We start from the raw sequence: 14551 nt of genomic DNA, 5'->3' as shown, positions 1-14551 counted from the left end.
AGTTTGCGCTCAAGAGCCACCACAATGCGATTGCCGCCACCAAGGCCGGTCTGTTCAACGATGAACTCGTCGTGCTTGATGTGGAAACGCCTGAAGGCGTGATCCAGCACAATGTCGATGAAGGCATCCGCTTTGACGCGCCGCTGGAAAGCATTGCGGGCGTGAAGCTGTTGCAGGAAGGTGGCTCGCTCACCGCTGCGTCCTCCTCGCAAATCTGCGATGGATCGTCGGCTGTCATGATCGTGTCGGAAGAGGCGCTCAAGGCCTATGGCCTGACGCCGATTGCGCGCATCCACAATCTGACGGTGACAGCCGGTGACCCGGTCATCATGCTGGAAGAGCCGCTGTTCGCCACCGACCGCGCCTTGCAGCGCGCGGGTATGAAGATCAGCGACATCGACGCCTATGAAGTCAACGAAGCCTTCGCCTCCGTGCCGCTCGCCTGGCTCAAGCACACCGGTGCTGACCCCGAAAAGCTGAACATCCATGGCGGCGCCATCGCGCTCGGCCACCCGCTGGGTGCTTCGGGCACCAAGCTGATGGCAACGCTCCTCGGCGTGCTCAAGGCCAAGGGCGGCAAATACGGTCTCCAGACGATGTGCGAAGGCGGCGGCGTTGCCAACGTGACCATTGTCGAACGGCTGTAATCAAAAATGTTGTGCTCCGGCGAAGGCCGGAGCCCAGAGTCAATTGGCGAGAGGCTGGGTTCCGGCCTCCGCTGGAACACAAAGGAGACTAAGCTCATGAAACTCGATTCCTCCGTATCTGCCGTCGTCACTGGCGGCGCTTCCGGCCTTGGTGCCGCCACCGCCCGCGCGCTCGCGGCGAAGGGCGTGAAGGTCGCGATCTTCGACATGCAGAAGGAAAAGGGCGAAGCCGTCGCGGCGGAAATCGGCGGCGTGTTCTGCGAAGTGAACGTGACCTCTGACGAGAGCGTGGACGCAGGGTTTGCCAAGGCGCGCGCGGCCAATGGTCAGGAGCGCATCCTCGTGAACTGCGCGGGCACCGGCAACGCGGTGAAGACCGCCAGCCGCAGCAAGGAAGACGGCTCGATCAAGCACTTCCCGCTGGAGGCCTTCAACTGGCTGATCCAGATCAACCTCGTCGGTACGTTCCGCTGCATCGCGAAGTCTGCCGCGGGCATGATGACGCTGGAGCCGACCGCAGACGGTGATCGCGGCGCTATCGTCAACACCGCGTCGGTCGCGGCTGAGGATGGCCAGATCGGGCAGGCAGCGTACTCGGCCTCGAAGGGCGGCGTTGTCGGCATGACGCTTCCCATCGCGCGCGACCTGATGAGCGAAGGCATCCGCGTCAACACGATCCTGCCGGGCATCTTCGATACCCCGCTGCTGGCAGGCGCGCCGCAGAACGTGCGCGATGCGCTTTCGGCTTCGGTGCCGTTCCCCAAGCGTCTTGGCCAGCCGGCGGAATACGCGCAGCTCGCGCTGACCATGATCGAATGCGGCTACTTCAACGGCGAGGACGTGCGCCTCGACGGCGCGATCCGCATGGCACCGCGCTGAATGATAGGGGCGGAAAAAGAGGGACAGTCCCTATTTTTCCGCCCCTATTCCCCCACCGGAGAGGAAGAGCCGAATGGCCGAATACACGCAGATCCTGCTCGACATCGCGGACGGCGTCGCGACGCTGACGCTCAACCGTCCGCACAAGATGAACGCCTATACCGGCACGATGATGAGCGAGATCATCGATGCGTTTGATCGGACCGACGCTGACGACAGCGTGCGCGCGGTAATCATCACGGGTGCGGGCGACCGGGCGTTCTGCGCGGGCGCGGACCTGACGCCGGACGACGGCAAGCGGCCTTTCTCCGATCCCAGCGAAGTGGCGGACCTCTCCGACGTGCGCGTGCGCGATGGCGGCGGATACTGCACCTTGCGCATCTTCAATTCGAAGAAGCCGGTGATCGGCGCGATCAACGGCGCGGCGGTGGGCATTGGTGCGACGATGCAGTTGCCGATGGATTTCCGCCTCGCCAGCACCTCGGCGCGCTTCGGCTTCGTGTTTGCCCGGCGCGGGATCGTGCCCGAGGCGGCATCGAGCTGGTTCCTGCCGCGCCTTGTGGGCATGAGCACGGCGCTGGAATGGTGCATGACGGGCCGCGTGTTCGGCGCGCAGGAAGCCAAGGACGCGGGCCTCGTGCGCTCGCTCCATGCGCCGGAAGACCTGCTGCCTGCAGCCCACGCTTTGGCGCGCGAGATTGCGGACAATACCAGCGCGGTTTCGGTGGCGATGACGCGGGCGATGCTGTGGCGCAATTCCGCCACGCCGCACCCGATGTTCGCGCACCGGGTCGACAGCCGCGCGATCTACCAGCTTTCGCGCGGGGCCGATGCGAAGGAAGGTGTGGCCAGTTTCCTTGAAAAGCGCGCACCCGCCTACCCGGGCCGCGTTTCTTCGGATATGCCGGGCTTTTACCCGTGGTGGGATGAGCCGAGCTGGGAATGAAAGAGCAGACGAACGTGGCTGACGTGGGGGAAGGCGGCGCACCTGAACAGGCTGGCGCGCGCGAATTGCTGCTGGAAACCGCCTCGCAGATCATGCGCGAGGGCGACCAGGTCGATATCTCGCTGTCGGAGCTGTCGCTGCGCTCGGGCCTCAATTCAGCGCTGGTGAAGTACTACTTCGGCAACAAGGCCGGGATGCTGGGCGAACTGCTCGACCGGGACATGGTGGCGATCATCAAGTCGGTCGAGGCGCTGCTGGCCAAGGACCATATGAGCCCCGAGGCGAAGCTGCGGCAACATATCGCGCGCTGCGTCGATACCTATTTCGCGTTCCCCTATCTCAACCGGCTGCTGATGCGGCTGGTGCGCGATAGCGACCCCGCCGAGGCGAAGCGGATTGCAGACAAGTATCTGCTGCCGCTCAACAAGGCCTATGACCGGTTGATCAGCGCAGGCGTGAAGGCGGGGGTGTTTCGCCCGATTGATCCGCAGATGTTCTACTTCACCGTGACGGGCGCGGCAGATCGGTTCTTCTCGGCGCGGCTGGTGCTGCGGCACTGCTTCGATCAGGATACGCTGACCGAGGAGCTGCGCGACCGCTACCGCGAGCACACGGTGGATTTCATCATGGCGGGCATTCTCGCGCGATGATCGGCGGGCGGATCAGCCCCCGCGCTTTTGCTTGCGCACGGCGCTGGCTGGCTTAAGCTTCGGGGCATGGCTGACACGCAAACCCGCCCTGAAAAAACCAGACTGTCCGATTTCATTCCGTATCGCCTGGCGATCACTTCCAACGCGGTGAGCAGCCTGATCTCAGGCGAATATCACAGCGAATTCGGCCTCAAGATTCCCGAATGGCGGATCATGGCGGTGCTGGGCGATGCCGGGCAACAGACGCAGCGTGATCTGGTGCGCGCGACGCTGATGGACAAAGTGGCGGTGAACCGCGCGTGCAAGATGCTGGGCGAACGCGGGCTGGTGGCGCGCACCGCCAACGAGGCAGACGGGCGCTCGCACCACTTGTGGCTGACCGATGCGGGCCGGGCGATGTACGACCGGATCTGGCCCAATGCGTTTTCGACATACGAGAAGATCTTTGCCGCGCTTTCCCCGGCCGAGACAGCGAAGCTGCGAGCTCTGCTCGACAAGCTGCTGACCGCGGTGCGCACCATCGAGGGGGAAAGTGCATGAAACTCGCCAGCTTGCCGCAACTGCGCGATGGCCGCCTGATTATCGTTTCGGACGATCTGGCGTGGTATGCCGATGCTGATCACATCGTGCCGACGATGCAGGGCCTGCTCGACGACTGGGATCGCCATGCCCCTTATCTGGAGGCGCTGGCGGTGGAATTGCAGCACGGTGCCATCCCGCAAAAGCGCTTTCACGAGCGCGAGGCAGCGGCGCCCCTGCCGCGTGCCTATCAGTGGGCGGACGGCAGCGCCTACGTCAACCATGTCGAACTGGTGCGCAAGGCGCGCGGGGCTGAATTGCCCGCCAGCTTCTGGACTGATCCGCTGATGTATCAGGGCGGCAGCGACGATTTGCGCGGTGCGCGCGATCCGCTGGTGCTGCAGGACGAGGCATGGGGCGGTGATCTTGAGGCCGAAGTGGTGGTCGTCACCGGCGATGTGCCGCAGGGCGTCTCGCCGGAGGAGGCGCTTGGCCATATCCGGCTGATCGGCCTGGTGAACGATGTTTCGCTGCGCGGGCTGATCCCGGATGAACTCGCCACGGGGTTCGGCTTTGTGCAGTCAAAGCCCGCCAGCCATTTCTCGCCGGTGTTGGTGACGCCCGATAGCCTCGGCGCGGCGTGGTCCGGCGGCAAGCTGCACCTGCCGCTGCATGTCGATGTCAACGGGCGGCCGTTCGGCCGGCTGGCGACGGGCGAGGACATGACCTTCGATTTCGGCCAACTGATTGCGCATCTTGCCAAGACGCGCCGTATCGGGGCGGGCACGATCATCGGTTCGGGCACAGTCTCAAACCGCGATGGTGATGCGAAAGCGGGCTATTCCGCAGGGCGTCCGGTGCGGGAAGGCGGGCGCGGCTATGCGTGCATCGCCGAGCAGCGCATGGTCGAGACGATCCGCAGCGGCGCGGCGGTCACGCCGTACCTCAAGCATGGCGATACCGTGCGGATCGCGGCGAAGGATGCCAAGGGCCACGCCGTGTTCGGCGCGATCGAGCAGACGGTGGTGCCAGCCTGAAAAGGGGCGCAGGAGGGCAAGCCCTCCCGCGCCGCAATCAGCCGACCTTGCGGTTGAGGAAGTTGTCGCTGATCGAGCAGGCCGCGGGGCCGAGGATCACGACGAACAGCGTCGGCAGGATGAACAGGATCAGCGGGATCGTCATGATCGCTGGCAGGCGCGCGGCCTTTTCTTCGGCGCGCATCATGCGTTCGTTGCGGAATTCGGCCGATAGCACGCGCAGCGCCGAGGCGAGCGGCGTACCGTAGCGTTCGGTCTGGATCATGGTCGTGACCACGCCCTTCACCGAATCGAGATTGACCCGGTAGGCGAGGTTTTCGAACGCCATGCGCCGTTCGGTCAGGAACGACAATTCGATGGCCGTCAGCGCGAATTCATCGCCGAGTTCGGGATAGGCGCGGCCCAGTTCGCGCGCCACGCGGCCGAACGCGCTATCGACGGTGAGACCGGCTTCGGCGCAGATCACCAGCAGATCGAGCGCATCGGGCAGGCCCTTGCGGATTTCCTTGGTGCGCTTGTTGGACAAGTTGCTGATCCACAGGTCCGGGCCCTTGTAGCCAAAGATCACCATCGCCGCGAACAGGCCGAACTTCTTGACGGCCGACCATTCGGGGAAATAGTTCACGCCGTAGATCAGTATGCCGAAGATCAGGCCGAGCACGATCGGCCCGATCATCCGGCCCAGCACGACAGCGACGGCCCATTCCTTCTTGCGGATGCCGGCCTGCGCCAGCTTCTGCTGGATGTCCTTGAGCTGGCTGTCCTGCAGCACCTTCAGCGATTCAAGGAAGGTCTTGATGTTGTCCGTCGTCTCGTTGCGGCGGACGATGCTCTGCCGCTTCTTGGCGTTGACCGTGACGATGCCAGCCTTGAGCTGATCACGCCGCTCGTTGAGCGCCTTGACGCGCTTGGCCATCGGATCGCGCACGGTGACCGCGGCATAGATCGCCAGCAGCATGGCGGCAGCGGCGATGCCCATGAGGATAGAGCCGACATAGATGACATCGACGCCGAGCAACGTGGGGCCGGTGGGGGGATTGACGTTCATGGCGGTTTCCCCCTCAGATTTCGAAGTTGACCATCTGCGCCATGATCCAGGCGCCGATGCCAAGCCAGGTCAGGCCGCCAAGGCCCGCGATGATCAGGCGCTCGTCGACGAAGAACTTGCCGAGGTAGGCCGGGTTGATCGAATAGATCAGCGCGAACACGATGAACGGCAGCGAGCCGACGATATAGGCCGAGGCCTTTGATTCCGAGCTCATCGCCGAAATCTTCAGCTTCATCTGCGCGCGCTTGCGCAGAACGTCGGCCAGGTTGGCGAGCGTTTCAGCGAGGTTGCCGCCGGTTTCGCGCTGGATGGCGAGCGTGATGCAGAAGAAGCTGAATTCGGCCATGTCGAGGCGGTTGGCGGTTTCCTGGAGGGCTTCTTCCATCGTGCGGCCCACCTTGATGCGGTCGGTCACCAGCTTGAACTCCTCGCCCACCGGGCCGGGCAGTTCGGTGGCGACCACGCCGAGCGTCTCGGTGATCGGCAGGCCCGAGCGCAGCCCGCGGACCAGCAGTTCGAGCGCATCGGGGAACTTGGAGACGAAGCCGGCCTTGCGCTTGTTGATCGCGCGGCCGACGAAGAAATGCGGAATGCCCGCACCCACCAGCACGCCCGCGCCAAGGCCGAGCAGCAGCGCGCCGCTCTTGATGAAGATCAGGAAGGCGAGGCCGAGCCCGAGGCCGAGCGAGGTGTAGAGATACTGGGTGAGGGTCCAGCCCTTGCCGGTCTTGTGCAGGCGCAGCGCCAGCGCTTCGATGCGCGAACCCGAACCTGCCTTCTTGAAGGTGGTCGGCTTGCGGTTGGCAACGGCCTTGCGATACTGCGCCTCGACCTTGTCTACCGCGCTTTCCGAATGGCGGAAGCGCACATTCTGGAGACGGCGCGTAGCTTCGCGGCCCGCCGAAGGACCGGTCAACGCAGCAGCGGCCAGGAGCAGCACCAGCACAGCTCCGACGCCAATGATCACGAGTTGCATGATGTTCATCGCGCGGTCCTGCCAGTTCTTTCAATGTGTCCGGTGCCCGCGCGCCGCCCCATCATCGAGGCGGCGCTGCGGGTGCGGATCATGCGGGGGTTCCGGCCTTGGCTTTGCCGGAGGTAAGGATCTTCTTGAAATCGAACTTGCCGAGCAGCGACGTCTTGGCCCCCGGCACGCCAGCCGGCTTGTCGGCCTTCACCTTGCCCTTGGCCTTGGTGTCGATCACTTCGCCGTCGCTGCCGGTGGCAATGATTGCCGTGCCCAGATCACGCATCGCCGCGCCAGCCTTGGTGCCGCGATTGGCCGCAACGAAAGTCTGGCCGAGTTTCGCCGCGTTGGCGGCAGCCTTCATGTCGTAGGGCACGCTGTAGTTGATCTTGCGCTCGATCGAAGCCTCGAAGTCCGAACGGCTGATCTCGCCCACACCCGAGTGGACCTTGTTGGCCACCACGATCGTTTCGGCATGCTTGGCGTTGGTCTTGAGCCACGAGAGCAGGCGGATCGCATCGCGCGCGCCGGCCAGCGTGAGTTCGGTGACCACCACGACCACGTTCACGTCAGCCAGCAGGTGCGGGAAGTTGATCAGCATGTTGCGCGGCAGATCGATCATCGTCATTTCGAACGCGTGGCGGAATTCTTCCTCCAGTTGCACGAAGGCGCTGCCATCGGTCATCAGGGGCGAGCTTATCGGCGCTTCGGCCGAAAGGATCGCCAGATTGTCGTTGGCGCGGATCATCGCGCGTTCGATGAACAGGCCGTCGATCCGGCTCGGGTTGTCGATGGCGTCGGTCAGGCCGCGCCCCGGTTCGAGATCGAGCGTGAGCGCGCCGGTGCCGAAATGCACGTCGAGATCGAGCAGCGCGGTCGGCAGGCGGTGATCGGCGCTGAACAGCCATGCCAGCGAAGTCGCGACGGTGGAGGCACCGACGCCGCCGCGCGTGCCGACCACGGCGGTCGAGACGTGGCGCTTGGCGGTGTTGCCATCAGCGGACTTGGGCGCAGCGAAGATCGCCTGCGCCTGCACCAGCGCATCGCGCACCTGGCCCGGCGTGAGCGGCTTCAGCAGGTAATCCTGAATGCCCGAAGCCAGCAGATCGCGGTAGAGGCGCACGTCGTTGACCTGGCCGACCGCGATCACCACGGTGCCGGGTTCGCACACTTCGGCGAGGGCATTGATATCGCTCAGCGGGTCGCCGCTTTCCGAAAGGTCGACCATCAGGATCGCGGGCGAGGCCGCAATCGAAAGCGACTGGATGGCGTTGCGCAGGCCGCCCTTGTTGCACTTCTCCGGCTGCCAGCCCATGTCGGCGGTGACCGGACGCAGCACATCGAGCGCCGCATCGTCGCACATAAAGGCGGCGAACATGTCGCGATTGCCTGTTTTCGAGGACGCGCTCATCGATCAGTTACCCCCGGACTTGCTGGAAACTTGCTTCAGGCCGCCCGCGCCTGTCGGCGGCTGGTCACGATAGGACTTGATCGCCTTGGCGTTGCTCTGGACCAGCGTGGTGCTCGCGCCCTTGGCGCCGTGCACGAGGTCTTCCTTGTTGGCGACCATCACCGCCATGTTGCTGTTCACCGCGCAGCCGTAACCGGGCGACGTGGCGTTGTTCAGCTTGTTGTCGACCTTCTGCGACCAGTCCGGGCAGCCGGGCACGCTGGCCTCGGTGCGCGAGACGACGACGCGCGCCGTGCCCGCACCGATATCGCCTTCAGTCACCGGGGCGACTTCCGCGAGGAGGATGCCGAAGCGGCCAGCGACCTGCTCGACCGAGGTGCGGGTCTGGTCGGAATCGACCGGATCATCGAGCGAGACGCGGTCGCCGTAGCCCAGATCGAGCGCCTCGAGCCAACCGGCGAGGCGGCGCTGTTCGGACACGGCGAGGCCGCCTCCGGGCAGGGTGCTCACATCGAACACGAAGCTGGTGCGCTGGACGACCGGCTGGCGGACGCTTTCAAGCCCGCGGTTCGTATCGGCCGAAGGCGCGTTGCATGCGCTGAGCGGCAGGCACAGCACGCCGGCGAGGAGAAGGACCCGGACGGAACCCTGAATGCGGGGCAGACGGATGGACATGATGGCGCCCTTTCTCACTGGAAGCTGAAGCCGGGCGCAGCATCGGCGCTGGCCTGACGATTGCGGGACGCACGCGGCGCCTTGACGGGTGCGGCCACGGGGGCGGCGCTACCGAGCGCCTGCGGCGTGGCATCGATCTGCGGGGCATCGAGCGCGCCGACCTTCGGACCGTTCGATTGGATCGTGCCGGACTTCTCGGTCGGCTTGGGCCGATCACCGCCGGTCACGCCGTCCGCCTCGATATGGCCGAGCATCTGCTGGAGCGCGGTGGCAGATTGGAAGCCATCGGTCGGCAGCTTGATGTCGTTCGCATCTACCGGGTTCACCAGATACGGCGTGACCACGATGACCAGCTCCGTCTCGCCCTTGCGATAGGCGGTGGAGCGGAACAGCGAGCCGAGGATCGGCACATCGCCAGCGCCGGGCATCTTGGTGATCGTGTTCTGCACGCCATTGCGCAGCAGGCCCGCGATCATGAAGCTCTGGCCCGAACCCAGCTCGATGGTGGTTTCCGCGCTGCGCACCGTGAGGGCAGGCACCGTGGTGTTGTTGGTGATGATCGCGCCTTCGGAGGACAGTTCCGAAACTTCGGGCCGCACGCGCAGCGAGATGCGCCCGTTGGCGAGAACGGTGGGCGTGTAGGCAAGGCTGACGCCGTACTTCTTGAATTCGATGGCGGTGTTGCCAAGGCCGGTCGAGACGGGGATCGGATATTCGCCGCCCGCCAGGAAGTTGGCGGTTTCGCCCGAAAGCGCGGTGAGGTTGGGTTCGGCGAGCGATGTGACGAGGCCGATGGTCTCACCCAGATCGAGCGCGCCGAGGATGTTCATCCCGAACAGCTTGCCCATCCCTGCGATGGTCTGCACGCCCTGCAGCGGGGTGACGACGGTGCCGTCGGTCAGCGCAAGCTTGCCGGTGGTCGGATCGAGCGTATAGCCCTGCACCTTGTTCCCGATGCCGAGCGGCAGATTGGGATCGGTGTTGATCGTCTGGCCGATGGCGCGGCCCTGGCCGACGCCGAACTTGAACCCGCCCGAACCATCGATGGTGGTGAGGTTCGAGCCGATCTGGCGCACCAGCGAGCGGTTCACTTCGGCAAACTTCACATGAAGGTTTACCTGCAGCGGGGTCGCCATCTTGAGGCGGCTGATCACGTTGGTCTTGTCATCGACGAAGGCCTTGACGAGGCGCTCGGCCTCGGCAGCATCTTCGGGCGCGGCAATCGTGCCGGTCAGCAGCACGGTGTTGTTCATCGTCGATGTGACGATCTTGGCCTCGGGCATCGCCAGCTTGAGCATCTGCTCGATGCTGTCGATATTGGTGCCGACGCGGATATTGGCCGACCACACCACATCGCCGTTCGCATTGCTGGCATAGACGGTGGTTTCACCGCCGGACTTGCCGAACACGTAGAGCTGGTTGGTCGATTTGACCTGCACATCCGCCACCGCATCGTTGGCAACGAACACGTCGGTCATCTTGCCGGGCAGCGTGACGAGCTGGCCGCGGCCGATCGAGATCGCGATGCTGCGCGCCGGGCTGGTCACCGACTGGGCCGAGGCGGCCGAAGGGGCTGCGACGAGGGCCAGCGGAGCTGCCAGGGCAGCAAGCGGGAGCAGCGTGGATGCGATACGGGCCTTCATGGTCTTGCCTTTCGCGGGCGCAGTCTGGGCCTTCATGGCGGCGGTTCGGGGAGCGCGGATGGTCATCTCAGTGTCCTCCGACCTTGACTTCGGTGGTGTCCTTGCCGCGCGTCACGCGGACCACCGGGCCGGGTGAGAACAGGGCGCGGGCGGCGTCGGTCATGGTCCCGCCTGCCGAAGCGCGGGGCATGGCGGGGGCCATCGCCTTGACCATGGCCTGGACGGCGGAGGCCGGATCCATCGGGGCCGAGCTCTTCTTGGGCTGGAAGCGCGAGACATCGCCTCCGGTCGCATAGCTGTTGCCGTCGGCCTCGATCGGCTTCGACATCGCTGCGCGCAGGATGCGTTCTTCTTCGGCCTTGCTGGCGCCAGCAGGGATCTTGATCTGGCCGAGCGCGAGCGCCTGTTCCAGTTCGCTCGAATTATCAGCCAGCGAACGCAGCGAGAGCGAGATCGTGCCGATGGTCTGCGCCACCGCGATCTTCTCGGCAATCTTGGGCGTGGCCTCGACCGTGACGGTGCTGAACGTGCGCACGCGGGTCTTGCCCTCGACCTGCTCCTGCGAGGTGGTCTGATCGGTGGCGAGCACGCGCAGGTTCTTGAGGATCGTCTCGGCGGTCTTGAGCGGGATCATGCCGCCCTTCACCGTTTGCGTGAGGACGAGATCGATGTGATCGCCGGGGAACACGAAGCCGGCCACGGCGGTACGCGCGCTGACGGGGATGGTGACGGCGCGCATGCCCGGCCCGAGCGCGGCGGCGAGGAAGCCGCGATCACCGGGAGCGACGAGGCTGCCTTGAGTCACCGGGCCGCCCGCCGTGATCGGCGTGCGCACCACGGTGCCGAGGAGCTTCGACATGTCGGTCTTGTCTTCGGTGAAGTAGACGTCCTGGACCAGATCCTTCGGCCAGGGCTGATAGCCCATCGCGTCGGCAGTGATGATCGTGCCGGCGGGAAGCGCGCGGTTGGCGACGAGCACCTTGGCGCCCATCGGCACTTTCGCGGCAGCCACGGCCTGCGGCGATCCAGCGCCTGCAAACATGCTCCTGGCAGCAAAGGCCGTGCCGATCGCCACGATCAGCGCCCCCACCAACAGCATCAGCTTCTTCCTGTCCATGGCTACAATCCTGCCGTTTGATCCACCCGCGTTCTTCGGGCAAAATGGTTAAGATAGACCTATCCCGCCGAAACGGCGTGAAGCGTGGCCCAATCAGTGGTTGTGATGATCCAGAGCCCTGCGGTCGCGATGGCGATGCCGTAAGGAATCTTGAGCTTGTCTTTCTGGCGCCGGGCGATGTGCCACATGCCCATCGTGATGGTCAGCACGCCGCCCGCCAGCGCCATGATCACCAGCAGCTTGAGGAACAGCAGCGCGGGCATCCACAGCGCAAGGACGGTGAGCAGCTTCACGTCGCCGCCGCCCATCGCCTTCAGCGCAAACAGGCCTGCCAGCACGAAGAATGTCACGGCAGCAAGGGCGAGCTGCAAGGCCACCCCCGGCCACAGTGAAAGTCCCGTCGCCCACCAGAACAGCGGCGCGCCTGCGGCAATCGCGACATTCAGCCAGTTGTCGATCTGGCGGCGGCGGATATCGGTGAAGGCGGCAACGGCAAGTGCGATTGCCAAGGCCCCGACCAGTCCGTAAACGATGTGAGTTCCCTGCATGGGGGTTGTCATACGGGATAATCACTTACCAAACGGTAACCAAACCTGCGCCGCAGATCTTCGGGCTTGCGGATAGCGCCGAAGCTTTGTGACGGGAGTTCTTGCTTGAGTGGAGGGTTTGACAGACGCGCGATTCCTGCCGGTGCGCGCGAATGGCGCTGGGCTTTGCCTGATGGCCACGAAATCCGCCGTATCGCGCTCGAACCGCGGCCCGGAGCGCCTGTGCGCGGTTCGATCCTGTTCATGCCGGGGCGCGCGGATTTCTACGAGAAGTATCTCGAATCGATGGCGGAATGGGCCGAGGCCGGCTGGCATGTCAGCGCGGCGGACTGGCGCGGGCAGGGCGCTTCCGGGCGGATGACGGCCAATCCGCTGGTAGGTGATATTGCGGACTTTTCGATCTGGATTTCCGACCTTGCCGCCTTGTGGCAGGATTGGGTGCGCAGCGCGCCGGGGCCGCATGTGCTGGTGGGCCATTCGATGGGCGGGCACCTGGTGCTGCGCGGCGTGGCCGAAGGGGCAGTGCGCACCGATGCCGTGGTCCTGAGCGCGCCCATGCTTGGATTCGTCACGGCGATTCCCCGCTTCATCCAGAGCCTGTACGGGCGAATCATGTGCGGCATCGGTGATCCGGGGCGCATGGCCTGGCCGGTCAGTGAAAAGCCGGGCTCGCCGCTCGACATGCGCCAGACGCTGCTGACCCACGATCCGGACCGCTATGCCGACGAGCTGTGGTGGCGCACTGCGCGGCCCGAACTGGAGCTTGGCCCCGCCAGCTGGCGCTGGGTCGAAAGGGCGGCTGCCTCGAACGAGACCTTGCGCGCGCCGGGCGTGCTGGAGGCGGTGATGGCACCGGTGCTGGTGCTGGCGGCCAAGCGTGACGCGCTGGTTTCATGGCCCGCCATCGAAGCCGCGGCAGCGCGCCTGCCGCGCGGCGAACTGGTGGTGTGGCGGCCGGAAGCGCGCCACGAACTGCTGCGCGAGGCGTACCCGGTGCGCGGGCAGGCGATGGCTGCCATCGCCAGCTTCCTGGCGCGCGCCCTTCCGCCAAAGACGTCTTGAGAGCGAGCATGACCGAAACCTTCGATATCGCGATCATCGGCGCGGGCATGGCAGGCTCCAGCCTCGCCGCCGAATGCGCCCACCACGCGCGCGTGCTGCTGATCGAGGCCGAGGACACCCCCGGCTATCACACTACCGGGCGCTCCGCCGCGTTCTGGCACGAAACCATCGGGGGGCCGCAGATCTATCCGCTGACGGCGGCATCGGGCGATTGGCTGGCGGAGCACGGCTTCCTTTCCCCGCGCGGCGGCCTGCATATCGGGCGCAAGGATCACCGCGCGGTGGCGGAAAGCTTCGTGGCGGAGTTTCAGGCCGCCGGGGCGCGGATCGAGTTGATCGGGCGTGAGCGGTTGGAGCGGATCGTGCCCGGGCTGCGGCCTGAGTGGATCATCGGCGCGTGGGAGCCAGAGTGCGCGGACATCGACGTCGCCGCGATGCACCAGCACTATCTGGCGGCGGCGCGCAAGGTGGGCAGCGTGCTCAGGGTGCGCGCGCGGCTCGATGGCGTGGAGCGCGAAGGCGGCGCATGGTCGCTGGCGTGGAGCGGGGCCGCCGGACCGGGTGAGGCGCGGGCCGCGCTGCTCGTCAATGCAGCAGGCGCGTGGGCAGACGGCGTGGCGCAGCTGGCGGGCGCAGCGCCGCTCGGGGTCCAGCCGCTGCGCCGCTCGATGGTGCAATTGCGGGTCGATCCAGTGCCGCCCGATGACTTGCCGCTGACGTTGAGCTTCGACGAGGACTTCTATTTCCGCCCGCAAGGTGGCCGCCTTTGGCTATCCCCGCACGATGAGACGCCCGATGTGGCGCGCGATGCCGCGCCTGAGGAGCTGGATATCGCGATGGCGATCGACCGGATGGAGCAGGCGGTGGATTGGAAGGTTCTGGCGCTGGAGCGGCGCTGGGCCGGGCTCAGGAGCTTCGCGTCAGACCGCCTGCCGATCTATGGCTTTGATGCGAGATGCGAGGGGTTGTTCTGGTTCGCCGGGCAGGGCGGCTTCGGCATTCAGACCGCGCCCGCCGCAGCCCGGCTCGGCGCGCAGCTGCTGCTGGGCCTGCCCCGTGATGCGATGACCGAGGCCCTTGACGCCGCGTGCTATTCGCCTGCACGGTTTGGATCCCATCTTTAGGCCAAAGCGGACTGTTTCGCGCTCCCGCTGGGGCTGGGCCGTGCTAAACCAAGCGCGGACCGATCCAACCACCATGGGAGTCGCGGCAATGGCCCACCGTTTCGAGATCCGGAAGAACAAGGCTGGCGAGTTCGTCGCCTATTTCTGCCACAACAGCGAAGCGATTTTCTGGACCGAGGGCTACAAGTCCAAGGCCAGCGCGAAGAACGCCATTGAGTCCGTGCTGAAGAACGGACCCGAAGCCGAAGTGGTCGATACCACGACCGACTGAGGTTCGC

The 14551-nt window shown here is 65.4% G+C and carries 15 protein-coding genes and 1 pseudogene; 9 read left to right on the top strand and 7 right to left on the bottom strand.

Translation table 11 applies throughout. The features are described 5' to 3' along the window. The 6 genes and pseudogenes from CFE35_RS08290 to CFE35_RS08265 form a co-directional block, all read left to right on the top strand. Positions 1–647, top strand: a pseudogene (locus tag CFE35_RS08290) (acetyl-CoA C-acetyltransferase); the annotation flags it as partial. Between the two features lie 96 nt (positions 648–743). After that, a complete protein-coding gene (locus CFE35_RS08285) occupies positions 744–1526 on the top strand; it encodes an SDR family NAD(P)-dependent oxidoreductase (protein ID WP_292929862.1) in 783 nt (260 codons plus the stop codon). Between the two features lie 73 nt (positions 1527–1599). Further along, complete coding sequence (locus tag CFE35_RS08280; RefSeq protein ID WP_292929860.1) at positions 1600–2472, top strand: crotonase/enoyl-CoA hydratase family protein; 873 nt, start codon at positions 1600–1602, stop codon at positions 2470–2472. Next, positions 2469–3122, top strand: a complete 654-nt coding sequence (locus CFE35_RS08275) for a TetR family transcriptional regulator (protein WP_292929858.1) — start codon at positions 2469–2471, stop codon at positions 3120–3122. The genes CFE35_RS08280 and CFE35_RS08275 overlap by 4 nt, the downstream gene beginning before the upstream one ends. A gap of 66 nt (positions 3123–3188) precedes the next feature. Beyond that, on the top strand, positions 3189–3662 hold the full coding sequence (locus tag CFE35_RS08270; RefSeq protein WP_292929856.1) for a MarR family winged helix-turn-helix transcriptional regulator: 474 nt from the start codon (positions 3189–3191) through the stop codon (positions 3660–3662). Next, the gene (locus CFE35_RS08265; RefSeq protein WP_292929854.1) at positions 3659–4678 is read left to right on the top strand and encodes a fumarylacetoacetate hydrolase family protein; all 1020 of its coding nucleotides are present in this window, start codon (positions 3659–3661) and stop codon (positions 4676–4678) included. The genes CFE35_RS08270 and CFE35_RS08265 overlap by 4 nt, the downstream gene beginning before the upstream one ends. A gap of 37 nt (positions 4679–4715) precedes the next feature. Here the strand turns inward: CFE35_RS08265 and CFE35_RS08260 are convergent, their stop codons facing one another. The 7 genes from CFE35_RS08260 to CFE35_RS08230 form a co-directional block, all read right to left on the bottom strand. After that, on the bottom strand, positions 4716–5726 hold the full coding sequence (locus CFE35_RS08260) for a type II secretion system F family protein (RefSeq protein WP_292929852.1): 1011 nt from the start codon (positions 5724–5726) through the stop codon (positions 4716–4718). Between the two features lie 13 nt (positions 5727–5739). Beyond that, a complete protein-coding gene (locus tag CFE35_RS08255) occupies positions 5740–6711 on the bottom strand; it encodes a type II secretion system F family protein (RefSeq protein ID WP_292929850.1) in 972 nt (323 codons plus the stop codon). Positions 6712–6790: 79 nt separating this feature from the next. After that, positions 6791–8104, bottom strand: a complete 1314-nt coding sequence (locus CFE35_RS08250; protein ID WP_292929848.1) for a pilus assembly protein CpaE — start codon at positions 8102–8104, stop codon at positions 6791–6793. A gap of 3 nt (positions 8105–8107) precedes the next feature. Beyond that, a complete protein-coding gene (locus CFE35_RS08245) occupies positions 8108–8779 on the bottom strand; it encodes a CpaD family pilus assembly protein (protein WP_292929846.1) in 672 nt (223 codons plus the stop codon). A 14-nt stretch (positions 8780–8793) separates the two neighbouring features. Further along, positions 8794–10488 carry a type II and III secretion system protein family protein gene (locus tag CFE35_RS08240; protein ID WP_292929844.1) on the bottom strand — a complete coding sequence of 565 codons (1695 nt, stop codon included), beginning with the start codon at positions 10486–10488 and terminating at the stop codon, positions 8794–8796. 1 nt (position 10489) lies between these two features. After that, entirely contained in the window at positions 10490–11539 is a 1050-nt protein-coding gene (gene cpaB, locus CFE35_RS08235) for a Flp pilus assembly protein CpaB (RefSeq protein WP_292929842.1), read from the bottom strand. A gap of 59 nt (positions 11540–11598) precedes the next feature. Further along, positions 11599–12087 (bottom strand): prepilin peptidase, encoded by a 489-nt coding sequence (locus CFE35_RS08230; protein WP_292929840.1) that lies wholly within the window; start codon positions 12085–12087, stop codon positions 11599–11601. 105 nt (positions 12088–12192) lie between these two features. On the opposite strand from CFE35_RS08230, the gene CFE35_RS08225 reads away from it, so the two are divergent. The 3 genes from CFE35_RS08225 (at position 12193) to CFE35_RS08215 (ending at position 14544) form a co-directional block, all read left to right on the top strand. Next, positions 12193–13149: an alpha/beta hydrolase gene (locus tag CFE35_RS08225; protein ID WP_292929838.1), complete on the top strand. Its 957-nt coding sequence runs from the start codon at positions 12193–12195 to the stop codon at positions 13147–13149. Positions 13150–13157: 8 nt separating this feature from the next. Next, positions 13158–14273 carry an FAD-dependent oxidoreductase gene (locus tag CFE35_RS08220; RefSeq protein WP_292929836.1) on the top strand — a complete coding sequence of 372 codons (1116 nt, stop codon included), beginning with the start codon at positions 13158–13160 and terminating at the stop codon, positions 14271–14273. An 88-nt stretch (positions 14274–14361) separates the two neighbouring features. Continuing rightward, the gene (locus CFE35_RS08215) at positions 14362–14544 is read left to right on the top strand and encodes a DUF1508 domain-containing protein (RefSeq protein WP_292929834.1); all 183 of its coding nucleotides are present in this window, start codon (positions 14362–14364) and stop codon (positions 14542–14544) included. The last annotated feature ends 7 nt before the right edge of the window (positions 14545–14551 follow it).

This window comes from Novosphingobium sp. PASSN1 (genome assembly GCF_002278815.1).
Note: the sequence above shows the minus strand (reverse complement) of the source record. Positions and strands in the feature narration are given on the sequence as shown.

Bases quoted from the DNA above. Each gene is read 5' to 3' on its own strand.
- CFE35_RS08285 (WP_292929862.1), top strand. From the start codon at position 744: ATGAAACTCGATTCCTCCGTATCTGCCGTCGTCACTGGCGGCGCTTCC.
- CFE35_RS08280 (WP_292929860.1), top strand. From the start codon at position 1,600: ATGGCCGAATACACGCAGATCCTGCTCGACATCGCGGACGGCGTCGCG.
- CFE35_RS08275 (WP_292929858.1), top strand. From the start codon at position 2,469: ATGAAAGAGCAGACGAACGTGGCTGACGTGGGGGAAGGCGGCGCACCT.
- CFE35_RS08270 (WP_292929856.1), top strand. From the start codon at position 3,189: ATGGCTGACACGCAAACCCGCCCTGAAAAAACCAGACTGTCCGATTTC.
- CFE35_RS08265 (WP_292929854.1), top strand. From the start codon at position 3,659: ATGAAACTCGCCAGCTTGCCGCAACTGCGCGATGGCCGCCTGATTATC.
- CFE35_RS08260 (WP_292929852.1), bottom strand. From the start codon at position 5,726: ATGAACGTCAATCCCCCCACCGGCCCCACGTTGCTCGGCGTCGATGTC.
- CFE35_RS08255 (WP_292929850.1), bottom strand. From the start codon at position 6,711: ATGAACATCATGCAACTCGTGATCATTGGCGTCGGAGCTGTGCTGGTG.
- CFE35_RS08250 (WP_292929848.1), bottom strand. From the start codon at position 8,104: ATGAGCGCGTCCTCGAAAACAGGCAATCGCGACATGTTCGCCGCCTTT.
- CFE35_RS08245 (WP_292929846.1), bottom strand. From the start codon at position 8,779: ATGTCCATCCGTCTGCCCCGCATTCAGGGTTCCGTCCGGGTCCTTCTC.
- CFE35_RS08240 (WP_292929844.1), bottom strand. From the start codon at position 10,488: ATGACCATCCGCGCTCCCCGAACCGCCGCCATGAAGGCCCAGACTGCG.
- cpaB (WP_292929842.1), bottom strand. From the start codon at position 11,539: ATGGACAGGAAGAAGCTGATGCTGTTGGTGGGGGCGCTGATCGTGGCG.
- CFE35_RS08230 (WP_292929840.1), bottom strand. From the start codon at position 12,087: ATGCAGGGAACTCACATCGTTTACGGACTGGTCGGGGCCTTGGCAATC.
- CFE35_RS08220 (WP_292929836.1), top strand. From the start codon at position 13,158: ATGACCGAAACCTTCGATATCGCGATCATCGGCGCGGGCATGGCAGGC.
- CFE35_RS08215 (WP_292929834.1), top strand. From the start codon at position 14,362: ATGGCCCACCGTTTCGAGATCCGGAAGAACAAGGCTGGCGAGTTCGTC.